General features: G+C 73.3%; 16 protein-coding genes and 1 pseudogene. 11 read left to right on the forward strand and 6 right to left on the reverse strand.

The features are described 5' to 3' along the window. Positions 1-112 precede the first annotated feature (112 nt). Positions 113-1,105 (forward strand): alanine racemase, encoded by a 993-nt coding sequence (locus FHX44_RS18360; protein WP_147256912.1) that lies wholly within the window; start codon positions 113-115, stop codon positions 1,103-1,105. Positions 1,106-1,273: 168 nt separating this feature from the next. Here FHX44_RS18360 and FHX44_RS18365 read toward each other — a convergent pair whose 3' ends face one another. Then, positions 1,274-1,696 carry a pyridoxamine 5'-phosphate oxidase family protein gene (locus FHX44_RS18365; RefSeq protein WP_147256913.1) on the reverse strand — a complete coding sequence of 141 codons (423 nt, stop codon included), beginning with the start codon at positions 1,694-1,696 and terminating at the stop codon, positions 1,274-1,276. A gap of 49 nt (positions 1,697-1,745) precedes the next feature. Here FHX44_RS18365 and FHX44_RS18370 point away from each other — a divergent pair, with 49 nt between their 5' ends. Continuing rightward, complete coding sequence (locus tag FHX44_RS18370; RefSeq protein ID WP_147256914.1) at positions 1,746-2,909, forward strand: pyridoxal phosphate-dependent aminotransferase; 1,164 nt, start codon at positions 1,746-1,748, stop codon at positions 2,907-2,909. A 2-nt stretch (positions 2,910-2,911) separates the two neighbouring features. Further along, positions 2,912-3,529 carry an SAM-dependent methyltransferase gene (locus FHX44_RS18375; RefSeq protein WP_147256915.1) on the forward strand — a complete coding sequence of 206 codons (618 nt, stop codon included), beginning with the start codon at positions 2,912-2,914 and terminating at the stop codon, positions 3,527-3,529. Positions 3,530-3,562: 33 nt separating this feature from the next. Here the strand turns inward: FHX44_RS18375 and FHX44_RS18380 are convergent, their stop codons facing one another. After that, the gene (locus tag FHX44_RS18380; protein WP_212612537.1) at positions 3,563-3,829 is read right to left on the reverse strand and encodes a helix-turn-helix domain-containing protein; all 267 of its coding nucleotides are present in this window, start codon (positions 3,827-3,829) and stop codon (positions 3,563-3,565) included. 33 nt (positions 3,830-3,862) lie between these two features. Here FHX44_RS18380 and map point away from each other — a divergent pair, with 33 nt between their 5' ends. Together map and FHX44_RS18390 are read left to right on the forward strand one after the other, a co-directional pair. Then, a complete protein-coding gene (map, locus tag FHX44_RS18385; RefSeq protein ID WP_147256916.1) occupies positions 3,863-4,642 on the forward strand; it encodes a type I methionyl aminopeptidase in 780 nt (259 codons plus the stop codon). A gap of 9 nt (positions 4,643-4,651) precedes the next feature. Then, the gene (locus FHX44_RS18390) at positions 4,652-5,524 is read left to right on the forward strand and encodes an MOSC domain-containing protein (protein WP_147256917.1); all 873 of its coding nucleotides are present in this window, start codon (positions 4,652-4,654) and stop codon (positions 5,522-5,524) included. A 115-nt stretch (positions 5,525-5,639) separates the two neighbouring features. Here the strand turns inward: FHX44_RS18390 and FHX44_RS18395 are convergent, their stop codons facing one another. After that, complete coding sequence (locus tag FHX44_RS18395; protein WP_212612538.1) at positions 5,640-6,890, reverse strand: amidase; 1,251 nt, start codon at positions 6,888-6,890, stop codon at positions 5,640-5,642. A 72-nt stretch (positions 6,891-6,962) separates the two neighbouring features. Here FHX44_RS18395 and FHX44_RS18400 point away from each other — a divergent pair, with 72 nt between their 5' ends. Continuing rightward, complete coding sequence (locus FHX44_RS18400; protein ID WP_147256918.1) at positions 6,963-8,579, forward strand: acyl-CoA synthetase; 1,617 nt, start codon at positions 6,963-6,965, stop codon at positions 8,577-8,579. Positions 8,580-8,622: 43 nt separating this feature from the next. Beyond that, a pseudogene (locus FHX44_RS43310) lies at positions 8,623-9,000 on the forward strand (VOC family protein); the annotation flags it as partial. Positions 9,001-9,073: 73 nt separating this feature from the next. On the opposite strand, the gene FHX44_RS43315 reads toward FHX44_RS43310, so the two are convergent. Continuing rightward, complete coding sequence (locus FHX44_RS43315; RefSeq protein WP_147256919.1) at positions 9,074-9,889, reverse strand: NAD(P)H-binding protein; 816 nt, start codon at positions 9,887-9,889, stop codon at positions 9,074-9,076. A 104-nt stretch (positions 9,890-9,993) separates the two neighbouring features. Between FHX44_RS43315 and FHX44_RS18415 the strand changes: the two genes are divergently transcribed. Then, entirely contained in the window at positions 9,994-10,386 is a 393-nt protein-coding gene (locus FHX44_RS18415) for a winged helix-turn-helix transcriptional regulator (protein ID WP_147261287.1), read from the forward strand. Positions 10,387-10,410: 24 nt separating this feature from the next. On the opposite strand, the gene FHX44_RS18420 is transcribed toward FHX44_RS18415, so the two are convergent. Beyond that, a complete protein-coding gene (locus tag FHX44_RS18420) occupies positions 10,411-12,351 on the reverse strand; it encodes an acyl-CoA dehydrogenase family protein (RefSeq protein ID WP_147256920.1) in 1,941 nt (646 codons plus the stop codon). Further along, a complete protein-coding gene (locus FHX44_RS18425; protein WP_147256921.1) occupies positions 12,348-12,977 on the reverse strand; it encodes a TetR family transcriptional regulator in 630 nt (209 codons plus the stop codon). Before FHX44_RS18425 ends, FHX44_RS18420 begins: the two co-directional genes overlap by 4 nt. A gap of 57 nt (positions 12,978-13,034) precedes the next feature. On the opposite strand from FHX44_RS18425, the gene FHX44_RS18430 reads away from it, so the two are divergent. From FHX44_RS18430 to FHX44_RS18440, 3 genes are read left to right on the forward strand one after another with little or no spacing between them, the layout of a single operon-like run. Next, positions 13,035-14,321 carry an acetyl-CoA C-acetyltransferase gene (locus FHX44_RS18430; protein ID WP_147256922.1) on the forward strand — a complete coding sequence of 429 codons (1,287 nt, stop codon included), beginning with the start codon at positions 13,035-13,037 and terminating at the stop codon, positions 14,319-14,321. Then, positions 14,321-15,658: a 3-oxoacyl-ACP reductase gene (locus FHX44_RS18435; RefSeq protein ID WP_147256923.1), complete on the forward strand. Its 1,338-nt coding sequence runs from the start codon at positions 14,321-14,323 to the stop codon at positions 15,656-15,658. The genes FHX44_RS18430 and FHX44_RS18435 overlap by 1 nt, the downstream gene beginning before the upstream one ends. Next, entirely contained in the window at positions 15,658-16,479 is an 822-nt protein-coding gene (locus FHX44_RS18440; RefSeq protein ID WP_147256924.1) for a MaoC family dehydratase, read from the forward strand. Before FHX44_RS18435 ends, FHX44_RS18440 begins: the two co-directional genes overlap by 1 nt. The last annotated feature ends 3 nt before the right edge of the window (positions 16,480-16,482 follow it).

A 16,482-nucleotide genomic window follows, 5' to 3' on the forward strand; every position in this document is an offset into this window, starting at 1 on the left:
TGAGGGGACACGGTCGGGAGCAAGCGTCACTGGTCGATCAAGACGAAACGTCGTCGCGGCATTCCGGCTCGGTGACTTCTGTGGGGCAGGACACCAAGGGGGACACTAGCCCGTGCTGATCACCGACCTCACCACCCCCGCCCTGCTCGTCGAGCGCGACGTCCTCGACGCCAACCTCGCGACGATGAGCGCGGCCCTGCCGGGCCCGCGGCTGCGTCCGCACGTCAAGGCGCACAAGACCACGGCGCTCGCGCGGCGGCAGGCCGGGCACGGGCACGAGGGGTTCACGTGCGCCACCGTCCGGGAGTGCGAGGTGATGGCGGCCGCCGGGCTCGGCGCGGACCTCCTGCTCGCCAACGAGGTGCTCGACACGCGCCGCCTCGGCGCGCTGGTGGCGGACGGAGCGCGGGTGACCGTTGCCGTCGACTCGCTCGAGACGATCGCCGCCGCCACCGCGGGTGGGGTCCGCGAGGTCCTCGTGGACGTGAACGTCGGGCTCCCCCGCTGCGGCTGCCCGCCGGAGAAGGCCGGCGATCTGGCCTCTGCCGCGCGGGCCGCCGGCCTGCACGTCCGCGGGGTGATGGGCTACGAGGGCCACCTCATGCTCGTGCCCGACCCGGCCGACCGCGCCCGGATGACGGGCGACGCCATGGCGATCCTGGTGCGGGCCGCCGAGGACGTGGGCGGCGAGATCATCAGCGCCGGCGGCACCGGCACGTACCTCGACAACACCTGGGCCACCGAGATCCAGGCCGGCTCGTACGCGCTGATGGACACCGCGTACGGCAAGATCGGCCACCCGTTCGGCCAGGCGCTCTCCGTGCTGGGCACGGTGATCTCGGTGTCGCCGGACCACGCCGTGGTCGACGTCGGCCTCAAATCGCTCGGCATGGACCACGGTCTGCCGACGATCGAGGGCGCTCAGGTGTGGTTCTGCTCCGACGAGCACACGACGTTCGCGCCCGAGGAACCCGTTCGCGTGGGCGAGCGGCTGCGTGTGCTCCCGGCCCACGTCGACCCGACCGTGGCCCTCCACGAGCAGATGCACCTCGTGGACGGCGAGACCGTGCTGGAGACGTGGCCGGTGGACATGCGGGGCTGGTGAACCGGGCCTGGTACTCCAGCTGTGGATCGTCGTGTCCGTTCATGACGGGCTTCCCCGCCACCGGCCTCCGGTGGCCTCGTGATCGGCAGGTCGGTGCGACAACGGCCGGATGTCGCCGCCATCGCACCGAACTGCTGATCACGGCTTCTGCGCGGGGCGTTCCGTGGCCTAGCCGGACATGTCCGCGGAGAGCCAGCGTTCGGGGCGGACGTGGTAGACGACCTGCTCCCCGTGTTCGGCCAGTGCGAACTCGACGTAGGCGTCGACCCGCTCCGGGGGCAGGTACCGGGCCGTCATCGTGCGCACCACCTCGGCGGAGCCGGGCTCGGTGCGCACGACCGGGCCTTCGACCGACACGTACCTGACGCGCGCACCCGCCTCGTCGATCATCAGCGAGACGCGCCCGGCGGCGTCGATCAGCTTCGCCTTGCGGGAGCCGACCTGCGTGTGGAACCAGATGTCGCCGCCCGGCTCGTACTGGTACCAGATCGGCACGACCAGCGGGGCGCGGTCGGGCCCCGCGGCGACGGACAGCGCCGCGACGTGCGGCTCGGCGAGGAACTCCTGGCGTTCGCGCTCGGGCAGTGGCATGGGTGCAGGTTAGGAGCGCGCCCCGACACCGTGGACGTACCGTGCACCCATGCTCGTAGAACGCATGCGCGCCCACACCTCCACGATCTTCGCCGAGATGTCGGCGCTCGCACTGCGGACCGGCGCGATCAACCTCGGTCAGGGCTTCCCCGACACCGACGGCCCGGCCTCGCTGCTCAGCGACGCCGCGGCGAACATCCAGGCGGGGATCAACCAGTACCCGCCCGGGATCGGGGTGCCCGAGCTGCGCGCCGCCGTGGCCGAGCACCAGCGCCGCTTCTACGACCTCGACGTCGACCCGGACACCGTGCTCGTCACCACCGGCGCCACCGAGGCGATCGCGTCAGCCGTGCTCGCGCTCTGCGAGGCGGGTGACGAGGTCGTGACGTTCCAGCCGTACTACGACTCGTACGCGGCCACGATCGCGCTGGCGAACGCGGTGATCCGGCCCGTTCCGCTGCGGCCGTCCGGGCTCGGTTTCGCGTTCGACCCCGATGAGCTGCGCGCCGCGTTCTCGGCCCGCACCCGAGTCGTGCTGGTCAACACCCCGCACAACCCGACCGGGACGGTGTTCGACCGCGAGCAACTCACGCTGATCGGCGAGCTGGCCGCCGAGCACGACGCGGTGGTCGTCACCGACGAGGTGTACGAGCACATGATCTACGACGGGCGCCCGCACGTGCCGATGGCGACCCTGCCGGGGATGGACGAGCGCACGCTCACGATCTCCTCGGCAGGCAAGACATTCTCCGTCACCGGCTGGAAGGTCGGCTGGGTGCACGGGCCCGGCGAGCTCGTCTCCGCCGTGCGCGCGGCGAAGCAGTTCCTCACCTACGTCAGCGGCGCACCGTTCCAGCCGGCGATCGCGGCCGCGCTCGGCCTGCCCGACTCCTTCTACTCACAGCTGGCAGGCGACCTGCAGCGCAAGCGCGACCTCCTGTCCGGCGGGCTGCGCGAGGCCGGCTTCACGGTGTTCGACACCGCAGGCACCTACTTCGTGGTCACCGACGTCACGCCGCTGGGCTTCACCGACGGCGCCGAGTTCTGCTGGAGCCTCCCCGAACGCGTGGGCGTGGCGGCGGTACCGGTGTCGGTGTTCTGCGCCGACCCGGAGCTGGGCCGCTCACTGGTCCGCTTCGCCTTCTGCAAGCGCGACGAGGTGCTCACCGAGGCGGCGGCGCGGCTGGTCGCGTTGCGCGCCGCCGCAGGCTGACGGTGGCCGACTGGAGGAGCTGGCACGCGGAGTACGACGACGCGGCGAGCCCGATGGCGCAACGCCTGGCCGCCGTGCAGCAGCAGATCGCACTCGCCCTGGACCGGGCCGGGCCCGGCCCGCTCCGGCTGCTCTCGCTGTGTGCGGGTCAGGGGAGGGACGTGCTCCCGGTGCTGGCCGGTCACCCGCGCGGAGGTGACGTGCGCGGGCGGCTCGTCGAGCTCGACCCGGAGCTCGCGGCGGCCGCCCGCGCGGCGGCGCCGCCGTCGATCGAGGTGGTGACGGCAGATGCGGGCACGACGGAGGCGTACGACGACGCGGCGCCTGCCGACCTGCTCCTCCTGTGCGGGATCTTCGGCAATGTGCCGGACGGGGACATCGAGCGCACCGTGGCCGCGGTGCCGTCGCTGCTCGCCCACGGCGGCACGGTGATCTGGACCCGGCACCGGCGAGCACCGGATGCGACCTCGCGCATCCGAGCGTGGTTCGCGGCGTCCGGTGTGGCGGAGACGGCGTTCCTCGCCGCGCCGGGAGAGGGTTGGTCGGTCGGGGCCGGGGTGTTGCGGGCACCCTCCAGGCGGCCGAACGGCACGCGACGGCTCTTCACCTTCGCCAGGTGACCCGGGCGGCACCGACTCGACGAGGAGCTGGAGTCAGGTCGAGGTGAACGGTGCGCCGGCGGGCGTGGTGGTGGCGGCGACCGTGTCGAGGGACAGACCGAGGGTGTTCGCGAGCGCGGCGACCGTGAAGAACGCAGGGGTGGGGATCCGTCCCGTCTCGATCTTGCGCAGTGTCTCCGCCGAGATCCCGGCCGCCGCGGCCACCTCCACGAGGCTGCGGTCGCCGCGCGCCTCGCGCAGGAGCAGGCCCAGCCGCTCGCCGCGCTCGCGGTCGGCAGGGGTCAGCGGGACGCGCACCATGCGGCCAATACTAATACCGGTATAGTTATCTGCGTGATCGAGCTGAAGACCGCCTCCGAGGTGGACGCGTGCGAGGCCGCCGGCAAGATCGTGGCGGACGTCCTGGCGGCCGTGCGCGCGCAGGTCGCGCCCGGCGTCACCACAGGTGAGCTGGACCGGCTCGCGGCCGACCTGATCGCCGAAGCCGATGCGGTCCCGAGCTTCCTCGGCTACCACCCGTCGTGGGCGCCCACCCCGTATCCGGGGGTGATCTGCGCGAGCGTCGACGACGCCGTCGTGCACGGCATCCCGGGGCGGGAGCGGCTGCGTCGCGGCGACGTCCTGAGCGTCGACCTCGCCGTGCACCTCGACGGCTGGTGCGCCGACGCGGCGTTCAGCACCCTCGTGGACGGCGGCGACCCGCGGGACGCTGCGCTGATCGAGACGGCCGAGCGCGCGCTCGCCGCGGGGATCGCGGCCGCGGTGCCGGGTGCCCGGCTGGGCGACATCGCGCACGCCATCGGCACGGTCGCGCGCGCGGGCGGCTACGGGCTGCTGGCCGATCACGGCGGGCACGGCGTGGGCCGCTCCATGCACGAGTCCCCGAGTGTGGCCAACGAGGGGCGGCCCGGTCGCGGGCTGGTGCTGCGGTCCGGGCTGGTGATCGCCCTCGAACCGATGCTGCAGGCCGGCGGTGCCGATTCCTACCGCCACGACCGCGACGGCTGGACGATCCGCACCGCCGACGGCAGCCGCGCCGCCCACGCCGAGCACACGATCGCGATCACCGAGGACGGGCCGCGCGTCCTGACGGCGGGCCGCCCCACCTGCTAGAAACCGGTGGTGGCTGTCACAGCGTTGTACCGCTACCCGGTCAAGTCGATGCTCGGCGAGTCGCTGCAGCGCTGCCGGGTCGACGAGCGCGGGATCGTCGGCGACCGCGCCTACGCCCTCGTCGACGTCGAGACCGGCACCGTGGCCAGCGCGAAGGTGCCGCGCCTCTGGGGCGGGCTGCTGGGGTTCTCGGCCCACTGCGTCGATGAGCCGGAACGGGACGTGGCGCCGTCGGTCGAGATCACGTTCCCCGACGGTTCTGTGCACCACAGCGGCGACGCCGACATCGACGCCGCGCTGAGCGCCGCCATCGGCCGTGACGTCCGGCTGATCGCCACCCCGCCGGAAGGTGCGGGGTTCGAGGAGGTGTGGCCCGACATCGACGGGCTCGCCCCAGAGGCGGTCATCGCCGGCACCCGCGTGCGGGACGAGGACACCGGGGAGCGGGTGAGCCGGTTCGACCTCGCCGCGATGGCCCCGCACCCGGCGTTCTTCGACCTCGCGGTGCTGCACCTGCTCACCACGGCCACGCTGCAGCGGCTGCGCGAGCTCGCGCCCAGCGCCACGTTCGACGAGCGGCGCTACCGCCCCAACGTCGTGCTCGACGCCGAGGGGGACGGTTTCGTGGAGAACGGATGGTCCGGCAGGACCGTCGCGTTCACGGGCGGTGCGACCGCCGCGGTCTCGATCCCCACGATGCGCTGCGTCATGACCACGCTCGCGCAGGGCGAACTGCCCCGCGACGCCGACACCCTCCGCACGATCGCGAAGCACAACCGCGTGGAGATCCCCGGCCTCGGGACGTGGGCGTGCGCAGGCGCCTACGCGGACGTCACCGGCGCCGGGGAGCTCAGGGCGGGCGAGGAGTTCGAGCTCCGATGATCCCGACGAGCGGCGCTGTCGTGCCACCGGGGGCTGCGCGCTTGCTTCGCGGCGCGCCCAGCCCTCAGACATGCATGGCGCCGGATAGGTTCCGACGAACGCGCCGTTCGTCGGATCAACGCACGGCCTCCGCGATGTCCGGCGCCCAGGCGAGCAGCCGTTCGTCCGCGCCGGGGCGGCCCACGCACTGCAGGCCCACCGGGAGCGCAGGGCCACCGGGGTCGCGGACCACCGTGCTCGCCGGCAGCGAGAGCGCCGGGAGGCCCGCCTGGGTCCACGGCACGCTCATCGCCGGGCTTCCCGTGGTGTCGAGCCCGCGCGGAGCGGGACCGGTGGCCGACGGGCAGATCCAGACGTCGATCCCCGCGTCCGCCATGAGCTGCGGCAGCGTGCGCCGGAGTGCGTGGACCCCGTCGAGCGCCGCGCGGTACGTCGCGACGTCGATCGAGCGGCCCTCGCGGATGGCCGCGGCGGTCTGCGGGCGGTAGCGGTCGGCGTACCGGTCGAACCACGCCTCGTGGCCGCGGGCCAGCTCGACGAGGTTGACCACGATCTGCCGGCGGTTGACCTGCGCGATGTCGTCGACCGCCGCGACCTCGCGCACGTCGTACCCGGCCGCGCGCAAGGCGGTGATCTGCGTGGCGAACGCCCCGCACGCGCCGACGTCGGCCTGGTCCAGGTACGGCCCGGCGGGTACGCCGAGCACCGGCCGCTCGCCGGGCGCTACGGGGCCCCAGCCGTGGACGAGGGCCGCGGTGGCCGCCATGGCGAGAGGCGGATCCGCGGCGAACAGCCCGACCGTGTCGAAGGTCGGCGCGTTGGCGATCACCCCGTCGCAGGGCACGCGGCCGTACGTCGGCTTGAACCCGATGCACCCGCAGTAGGCGGCCGGGCGGATGACGGAGCCGACGGTCTGCGTGCCGAGCGCGAGCGGCACCAGCCCGGCGGCCACCGCGGCCGCCGACCCGCTGCTCGACCCGCCCGGCGTGTGTTCCGGGTGGTGCGGGTTGCGGGTCGGGCCGGGCGCGAAGTAGGCGAACTCGGTGGTGACGGTCTTGCCGGCCACCACCGCGCCGGCCGCGCGCAGCCGGGTGACCGCCGTGGCCTCCGCACCATCGAGGAGTTCGGCGGGCACGGCCGACCCGGCGCGGGTCGGTAGCCCGTCGACCCGGAACACGTCCTTCACGCCCAGCGGGACGCCGTGGAGCGGCGGCCGGTGCTCGGGATCCGGCCAACGCCGGGTCATCGCGTCGACCTCGGCGCGGACCCGATCGGCCCGGCCGGGCTCGTCGACGAACGCGTGCAGGTCGGCATCGGAGTGGGCGATCCGGTCGACGACGTCGGCGAGCTCCGCGGCGATGGACACGCCCCGACCGTAGAACGCGCACCGACGATCGGACAGGTGCGTCGTGCGCGCCGCGTCCGGCATCATCCGGGCATGCCCGACGCCGTGCCGTCCACCGCCGCGCCCTTCACCCCCGACACCGCCGCCGCGATCGCCCGCGCCCGCCAGCACGGGATCGGTGACCTGTTGCGGCGCACCGCGCTGCGGTACCCGGACAAGCTCGCGGTGGTGTCCGGCGAGCGGCGCTTCACCTACGCCGAGTTCGACGCCGCCGCGAACCGGCTGGCGAACGCGCTCGCCGCCCGCGGTGTGACGAAGGGCGACCGCCTGGCGTTGCTGTCGCGCAACTGCTGGGAGTACGCGGTGATCGCGTTCGCCACCGCCAAGCTGGGCGTGGTGCTGGTGCCGGTGAACTTCATGCTCGGCCCGTCCGAGATCGCCTTCATCCTCGGCCACTCCGGCGCGACCGGGATGGTGGCGCAGGACGTGCTCACCGAGACCGCGGAGCAGGCGCTGGCGGAGGCCGGGCTCAAAGAGGGCGTGCGCGGTCGCATCGGCGGTGCGGCCGACGGCTGGGAGGACGTCGCCGACTGGTGGACGGCGGGTCCCGGGCACGACCCGGAGGTGGCCGTCGCCGACGACGACCCGCTCCGGCTCATGTACACGTCCGGCACCGAGTCGCGGCCGAAGGGCGTGATGCTCTCGAGCCGGTCGCTCATCGCCCAGTACGTCTCGTGCGTGATCGACGGCGGCATGAGCGCCGACGACGTCGAGGTGCACTCGCTGCCGATGTACCACTGCGCGCAGCTGGACTGCTTCTTCTCCGTCGACGTCTACCTGGGCGCGACCAGCATCATCCTGCCGGCGCCGGACCCGGCCGCCCTGCTCGCGACGATCGAGGCCGAGCGGGCGACGAAGCTGTTCTGCCCGCCGACGGTGTGGATCTCCCTGCTGCGCCACCCCGACTTCGACACCCGCGACCTGTCGAGCCTGCGCAAGGGGTACTACGGCGCGTCCGCGATGCCGGTCGAGGTGCTCAAGGAGCTGCAGCGCCGGCTGCCCGACGTGCAGCTCTGGAACTTCTACGGCCAGACCGAGATGGCCCCGCTCGCGACGATCCTGCGCCCGCACGAGCAGCTGCCGAAGGCCGGTTCGGCGGGGCGGGCCGCCGTCAACGTGGAGACGATGCTGGTCGACGACCTCGGCGAGCCCGTGCCGCCGGGCGAGATCGGCGAGATCGTGCACCGCAGCCCGCACGCCGCGCTGGGCTACTACAACGACGAGGACAAGACCGCCGAGGCGTTCCGCGGCGGCTGGTTCCACTCCGGCGACCTCGGGATCTTGGACTCCGACGGCTACCTCTCGGTCGTCGACCGCAAGAAGGACATGATCAAGACCGGCGGCGAGAACGTGGCCAGCCGCGAGGTCGAGGAGGCGATCTACCTCCTCGACGGCGTTGCCGAGGTCGCCGTGTTCGGGATCAGCCACCCGCACTGGATCGAGGCGGTCACCGCGGTCGTCGTCCCGAAGCCGGACGCGGGCCTCACGGCCGACGCCGTGCTGGCACACGCCCGGCAGCACCTCGCAGGCTACAAGTGCCCGAAGTACGTGGTGTTCGCCGACGCGCTGCCGAAGAACCCCAGCGGCAAGATCCTCAAGCGCGAGCTGCGCGCGCAGCACGCGAAGCTCGCCGATGAGGACGGGAACTGACCGCTGGGGGCGGCAGGCTCGGGCCATGACCGAGACGAGCCCCATGGCCAGTACGAGCAGGCCCGCCGCCCTGCACGCCTACTTCGGGTACCGGGACGCCCCGGCCGCCCTCTCCTGGCTGGAACGGGTCTTCGGGTTCGACACCATCACATCGTTCCCCGACGACGCCGGCGGCATCCTCCACTCCGAGCTCCGTCGTGACGACGCCGCCATCGTCGTGTTCAGCGACCGTGACGGCTACGAGCGTCCCCCGCGCAAGGGCGACACGACCGGCTTCGGGGCCTACGTCAGCGTCGCCGACGCCACCGAAGTCGATGCCGTGTACGCCCGCGCGCTCGCGGCCGGGGCCACCGGGATCTGGGAGCCCGCCGACACCGAGTGGGGCAACCACCGCTGCCGGATCGCCGATCCCGAAGGCTTCGAATGGACCTTCGGGACGTATCGCCCGGGCGAGCCGCAAGGCGCGTGGGACGAGGCGACGGGGCCGGTGATCGTCAGTCGCGCAGCGCGGTCTCGACCGCCTCGCGCAAGCCCGTCGGCGCGCGGCCGATCAGCTTCTCCAGGTCATCGGCCGGCTCGGAGAAGAGCCCCGACGCGATCAGCTGGTGGACGAAACCTGCCTGGCCGAGCTCCTCGACCGGGGCCGGCCGGTAGGTGACGTCCTTCCCGGAGACCTCGGAGACGGTCTGGGCGAGGTCGGCCAGCGTCCAGACCGGGCCGCGCAGCTCGTAGACCGCGCCCTCGTGCCCGTCGCCCGCGACCGCGACGGAGGCGGCGACCCCGAGATCGGCGATCGTCGCGAGGTTGACCGGCACGCCGTTGTCGGCGCCGAGCAACTCGCCCGCGTCGACGGCCGCGCGAAGACCGGGGTTGACCAGCACCTCCGTGTAGAAGGTGTTGCGCAGCACGGTGTGTGGCAGGCCCGACCCGGCGAGCAGCTCCTCCGTGACCGTGTGGTCGGCGAGGAACCCCTGCCCGTTCTCGGCGCCGATCGCGCTCGTGTAGACGACCCGTCCCACGCCGGCGGCGACGGCGGCGTCGATCGCGTTTCCGTGCTGGCGGGCGCGTGCGCCGGGCGTGATGTCCGGTGAGGAGACGAGGAGCAGGACGTCGGCCCCGGTGAACGCCGCTCGCAGGGACGCGGGGTCCTCGTAGTCGCCCCGGCGGACGTCCACACCGCCCTCGGCGAGGTCGGCGGCCTTGCGCGGGTCGCGGGCCACCGCGGCGACCTCGGCGGCCGGCACCCGCGTCAGCAGGTCCTCGACGGCCACGCGGCCGAGCTTCCCGGTCACCCCGGTGATGACGTACATGCACTTCTCCGTTCGCTGGTGTCTGGAACGGTACTGACCGTATGCTTGCTACTCTCTCTTGGTAAGTACGTACCTCGAGGTGAGCACCGGAGGCCGACGTGAGCATGCAGGTCATCGAGGCCATGAGCCTCGGACGGGGTGACGTGTTCGACAGCCGGTGCCCGGCACGGGGCGTGCTCGATCACGTCACGAGCAAGTGGGCGGTGCTCGTGCTGGTGGCCCTGCGCGGCCGGCCGCTGCGGTACAGCGCGCTGCGCCGGGCGATCGGAGGGGTGAGCGAGAAGATGCTCGCCCAGACGCTGCGGACGCTCGAGACAGACGGGTTCGTGCGCCGCGAGGTCGTGCCCACCGCGCCGCCGCAGGTGACCTACAGCCTCACCGACCTCGGGCAGGAGGTCACCACCCACCTCGCCGGGCTGCTGGAGTGGATCGACACCCACATCCCCGACGTGCAGCGGGCGCGCGCCGAGCGTGCAGCCGTTCAGGCCGGGACCTGAACCACTGCGCGCCGGCGGCGGCGCTCAGCCCACGGACGCCAGGTCCGTCGGCTCGTCCTCCCGCTGCGGCAGGACGGCGGCGGTCTCGTGCTCGCCGTCCAGCAGCGGGCAGTCGATCCACCGCTCGGGGATCCCGAAGCCGTCGACGAGGGTGCGGGCGTGCGGGCGCAGCCGCCCGCAGAGGGCGTTGACCGCCTGCGTGACGGCCTTGGCGCGGCCCGGCGTCAGGTAGGAGTGCTCGATGAAGAACGCCCGGTCGTTCTCGATGACGGTCAGCGCGTAGAGCCGCAGCACGTCCGCGAGCAGGTCGCGCACGCCTGCGTCGCCGGTGTGGTCGACCGCGGCCGCGAAGGAGTCGAACACGATCCGGTCGACGTGGGCGCGGGCGGCGACGAGCAGGTGGTCCTGGGCCCCGTTGAAGATCCCGAACTGGTCGGCACCCGGTGCGAGCGCCCTGCGCATCCGCTGCGCCGCGTTCGCGAGCAGGTGCTGCTCGCGCTCGACGAGCAGCCACCGCTGGTACGCGCGGTCCCGGATGTCGCCGCGGCGCAGGAGGGCGCGCAGGCCGGTGCGCTCGGTCACGGTGTCGGCCACCAGGTCGGCCGCGAACCGGGCCTTGCCCGCCAGGTCGAGCCGGGCGACGCGGCGGCCGTAGTCCGACAGCAGCGTCTTCGCGACGAGCTGCAGCAGCACGGTGTTGTCACCCTCGAACGTGGTGAACACGTCGGTGTCGGCCTTGAGCGTCGGCAGCAGGTTCTCGGCGAGGTAGCCCGCGCCGCCGCACGCCTCCCGACAGGTCTGGATCGTGGCCGTGGCGTGCCAGGTGGCCACGGCCTTGATGCCGGCGGCGCGGGTCTCCAGGTCGCGCTGGCGCCACTCGTCGCCTTCGGCACCGGGCGCCTGCAGATCGTGCATGTCCGAGACGAGGTCGCTCTGAGCGAAGTGCAGCGCATAGGTGGTGGCGAGCGCGGGCAGGAGCTTGCGCTGGTGCACGAGGTAGTCGAGCACCACGACCTCCTCGCCGGTCGCCGGGTCGGCGAACTGCCGCCGCACGGCGCCGTAGCGGATCGCCAGCGCGAGCGCCTTCTGCGTGGCGGTGCCGGCGCCGCCCGCCACGCTGATCCGCCCGCGGACGAGCGTGCCGAGCATCGTGAAGAACCGGCGGGTCTCGTTGGCGATCGAGCTGGTGTACGTGCCGTCCTCTGTGATGTCGCCGAACCGGTTGAGCAGCGCCTCGCGCGGCACGCGGACGTGGTCGAACGTCAGCCGGCCGTTGTCGACGCCGTTGAGGCCCGCCTTCCGGCCGCAGTCGCCGATCGTGACGCCCGGCATCGGCGCGCCGCTCTCGTCGCGGATCGGGACGAGCAGGGCGTGCACACCGTGGGACCGCCCTTGCGTGACGAGCTGCGCGAAGACCACGGCCATGCGGCCGTCGCGGGCGGCGTTGCCGATGTAGTCCTTGCGGGCGCCCGGGTCCGGCGTGTGGACGTCGAACTCCTGCGTGGCCGGGTCGAACGTGGCGGTGGTGCGCAGGTGCTGCACGTCGGAGCCGTGGCCGGTCTCGGTCATCGCGAAGCAGCCGAGCAGCTCGCCGTCCATGATCTGCTTCAGGTACTCGTCATGGTGCCGGGATGTGCCGAGCACCTGCACCGCGCCGCCGAAGAGCCCCCACTGCACCCCGGCCTTGACCAGCAGCGACAGGTCGCCGTAGCCGAGCATCGCGAACGCGGTGACCACGCCGCCGACGTCGCCGCCTCCTCCGTAGGCCGGGTCGAAGCCCTGCCGGGGCCTGCCCGTGTTCGCGAGCAGCCGCAGGTTGTCGGTGGTGAGCGCCCGGTACTCCTCGGTGGAGAGGTTCGGGTCGGGGTTGAACGCGAGCTCGTCCATCTGGGCGCGGATCTCGTCGCGGACGTGCGCCCACCTGCCGTCGAGGACGCCCTGCAGCGCGTGCCGGTCGACCGTCATGACGTCTCCTCCTCGGTGCGGCCGACCACCCCGGACAGCCCCGCCCATGCGAGGGCGGTGAGGTGATCGGCCAACTGCTCCCTGCTCATACCCGCCGGACGGGCGATCCAGTTGTCCGCCGCCGAGCGGACCATGCCGACCACCCCGTGGCCCCACGGCACCGCGGGTGCGGGATCGGCGCCGGCCGCGGTCAGCTGCTCGCCGATGACCTCCGCCACCTGGTCGCCGATCAGGGAGACGAGGTCGGCGACCAGGTCGGCGTCGGCCAGCGGCCGGTGCACCACGAACCGGTACACCTCGGGGTCGTGCTCGATCAGCCGTAGGTACGCCGCGATTGCGGCGGCGGTCTTCGCGCGCGGGCCCGCGGCGCCGTCCATCGCGGAGCGCACCTGCCCGAGCAGCACCTCCGCCACCCGTTCGCATACCGCGACGTAGAGCTGGTTGCGGTCGGCGAAGTGCCGGTAGACGGCGGTCTTGCTCGTGCGCGCTGCGGCGGCCACATCGTCCATTCCCACGCCCGCGCCATGCGCGCGGATCGCGGCGATGGCGGCGTCGGTGAGCTCGGCACGGCGGGTGCGCCGGTGGTCGTCCCACCGGCTGGCCCGCCGATCCCGTACCGACTGCACGACACCGACGGTACCGGGTACTTTGGGTACCGGCTACTCGTGGGTAGGAGAACCGACATGCCGGAGACCCGGAGGAAGGCCGCCGTCATCGGCGGCAACCGCATCCCGTTCGCCCGCGCGAACGGCTCGTACGCCCGCGCGTCCAACCTCGACATGCTCACGGCCACGCTCGACGGTCTCGCGGCCCGCTTCGGCCTGGCCGGGCAGCGGCTGGGCGAGGTGGCCGGGGGCGCGGTGCTCAAGCACAGCCGCGACCGCGACCTCACGCGCGAGGCCGTGCTCGGCAGCACGCTCTCGCCGTACACGCCCGCCTACGACGTCCAGCAGGCCTGCGGTACCGGACTGGAGACGGTCGTCCTGGTCGCCAACAAGATCGCGCTCGGGCAGGTGGACAGCGGGATCGCGGCGGGCGTCGACACGGCCAGCGATGCGCCCATCGCCCTGAACGACGATCTGCGCCGCGTCCTGATGGCCCTCAACGCCGCGAAGACCCTCGGGGCGCGTATGACTGCGCTGCGGGGGCTGCGGCCGGGCCAGATCGTGCCGGAGATCCCGCGCAACGCCGAGCCGCGCACCGGGCTGTCGATGGGCGAGCACGCGGCGATCACCGCCGTCGAGTGGCAGGTCGGGCGCGAGGAGCAGGACGAGCTCACCGTCGCGAGCCACCGCAACCTCGCCGCCGCCTACGACCGCGGCTTCTTCGACGACCTGGTCACGCCGTTCCTCGGCCTCACCCGCGACCAGAACCTGCGCCCGGACAGTTCGGTGGAGAAGCTCGCGAAACTGAAGCCGGTCTTCGGCAAGGGCGAGGGCGCGAGCATGACCGCAGGCAACTCCACGCCGCTCACCGACGGGGCCTCGGCCGTGCTGCTCGGCTCCGACGAGTGGGCCGCCGAGCACCGGCTGCCGGTGCTCGCGCACGTGGTCGACGCGGAGACCGCGGCCGTCGACTTCGTGCACGGCCGCGAGGGGCTGCTCACCGCGCCTGTGTACGCCGTGCCGCGGCTGCTCGAGCGCAACGGCCTGACGCTGCAGGACTTCGATTTCTACGAGATCCACGAGGCGTTCGCCTCCACCGTGCTCGCCACGCTCAAGGCGTGGGAGGACCCGGCGTTCGCGAAGGAGCGGCTCGGCCTGGACGTGCCGCTCGGCTCGATCGACCGGTCGAAGCTCAACGTCGCGGGGTCGTCGCTCGCCACCGGCCACCCGTTCGCGGCCACCGGCGGCCGGATCGTCGCCACGCTCGCGAAGCTGCTGCACGAGAAGGGCGCCCCGGCCCGCGGTCTGATCAGCATCTGCGCCGCAGGTGGTCAGGGCGTCGTCGCGATCCTGGAGGCGGCCTGATGAAGGACACCCCGATGAAGGACACACTGCGCGACCTGTCGCAGTACCGGCTCGTCCAGCAGCTCGGGGTGCCGCGCATCCCGGTGCTGCGCCGCTACGAGCCCGGCCAACCGCTGCTCGACGGGCCCGCGCTCGTCGGCAGCGTCGGGAAGGGCGGGCTCGCCGACGACGTCCGCGCCCTGCTCGCCGACGCGGGGGTGGCCGAGGCGGGCGAGGACGGGACGGTGGCCGGGGCCGTCCTCGACGCGACCGGGGCGCGCACCCTCGACGACCTCGCCACCGCCAGGGAGTTCCTCACTCCCGCGGTCCGGCGGCTCGCCCCGTCCGGGCGGCTGCTGCTGCTCGGTCCGGTGGCGGCCGAGGACGACGTCGAGGCCGCGGCCGTCGCCCAGGCCCTGGAGGGGCTGGTCCGCTCGGCGGGCAAAGAGGTGCGGGCGGGCGCCACGGCCAACCTGCTCGTCGTCGCGCCCGACGCCGGCGCCGACGCGCTCGCCTCGACGCTGCGGTTCTTCCTGTCCGCCCGCTCGGCGTTCGTGTCCGGGCAGGTCGTGCGGGTCGCGGCACCGGTCGGGCCGGTCGAGCCCAGGGACCCGGCGCGCCCGCTCGCCGGACGGATCGCCGTGGTGACGGGGGCGGCGCGCGGCATCGGCGAGGCCATCGCCGACACGCTGCACCGGGACGGCGCCACGATCGTCGCCGTGGACGTCCCCGCGGCGGGCGACGCGCTGGCCCGGGTGGCCAACCGCACCGGCGGCACCGCGCTGCAGCTCGACATCACCGCCGCCGACGCACCCGACCGGCTGCTCGCGCACCTGCGCGAGCGGCACGGCCGGGTCGACGTGGTGGTGCACAACGCCGGCATCACCCGCGACAAGCTGCTGGCCAACATGGACGCGGACCGCTGGAACGCCGTGCTCGCGGTCAACCTGCGCTCCCAGCTCGCGATCAACCGGGCGCTGCTCGCGGACGCCGGCCTGCTCGGCGACAGCGCGCGGATCGTCTGCATCTCGTCGATGAGCGGGATCGCGGGCAACCGCGGGCAGACGAACTACGCGGCGAGCAAGGCGGGTGTGATCGGGATGGTCCGTGCGCTCGCCCCGCAGCTGGCCGGGAGGGGCGCCACGATCAACGCGATCGCGCCGGGCTTCATCGAGACCGCGATGACGGCGAAGATGCCGCTCGCAACCCGGGAGGCGGGGAGGCGGGTCAACAGCCTCCGGCAGGGCGGGCTCCCCATCGACGTCGCCGAGGCCGTGGGCTGGCTCGGCCAGGCGGCGACGGCAGGCGTCACCGGGCAGGTGGTCCGTGTCGACGGCCAGAACATGTTGGGGGCCTGATGGCCGGCCTCGGCACCCTGTACGTCAAGGCGGCGATCGGCGCGGTCGGCCCGCGGGGCCACGAACTGCCCGACACCGCGCTGAGCAGGGACATCTGCGTCGACCGCGACCACCTCGCGGAGTACGCGCACGTGTGCGGTTTCCCGGTGGCCGACACCCTGCCGGTGACCTACCCGCACGTGCTGGCGTTCCCGCTGCAGGTGGAGCTGATGGCGCGGCGGTCGTTCCCGCTGCCACTGCCCGGGCTCGTGCACGTCCGCAACCGGATCTCCGCGCACCGGGCGATCGACGCCGCTGAGCCGCTCGCCGTGCGCGTCCACGCCGAGCGATTGCGGGCGCACCCGAAGGGCGCCCAGGTCGACCTCGTCGCCGAGATCGACGCCGCGGGCGAGGTGGTCTGGGAGGGCTGCAGCACCTACCTCGCCCGCGGCGCCACCGCGCCGGAGGGCCCGCCCGATCCGGCCGAGCCGCCGGGGACCGAGGACGAGGTGCCGGTCGCCACCTGGCGGGTCGACGCCGGGACCGGCCGCCGCTACGCCCGCGTGAGCGGCGACGTGAACCCCATCCACCTGCACCCGTGGACGGCGAAGGCGTTCGGTTTCCCGCGCGCGATCGCCCATGGCATGTGGACGGCGGCACACGCCCTCGCCGCGTTGCAGGGCCGGCTCCCGGAGGCCCTCACCTTCGACGTGGCGTTCGGCAAGCCGCTGCTGCTCCCCTCCACGGTGGAGCTGCGCACGCGCGCGGAAGGCGACGCGTGGAACGTGGAGGTCCGCGGCCGCAAGGCGGCCCACCTGAAGGCGCGCATCACCCCGCCCTGATTC

Origin of the sequence: Pseudonocardia hierapolitana (assembly GCF_007994075.1) — a bacterium.
GTDB classification, from domain to species: domain Bacteria; phylum Actinomycetota; class Actinomycetes; order Mycobacteriales; family Pseudonocardiaceae; genus Pseudonocardia; species Pseudonocardia hierapolitana.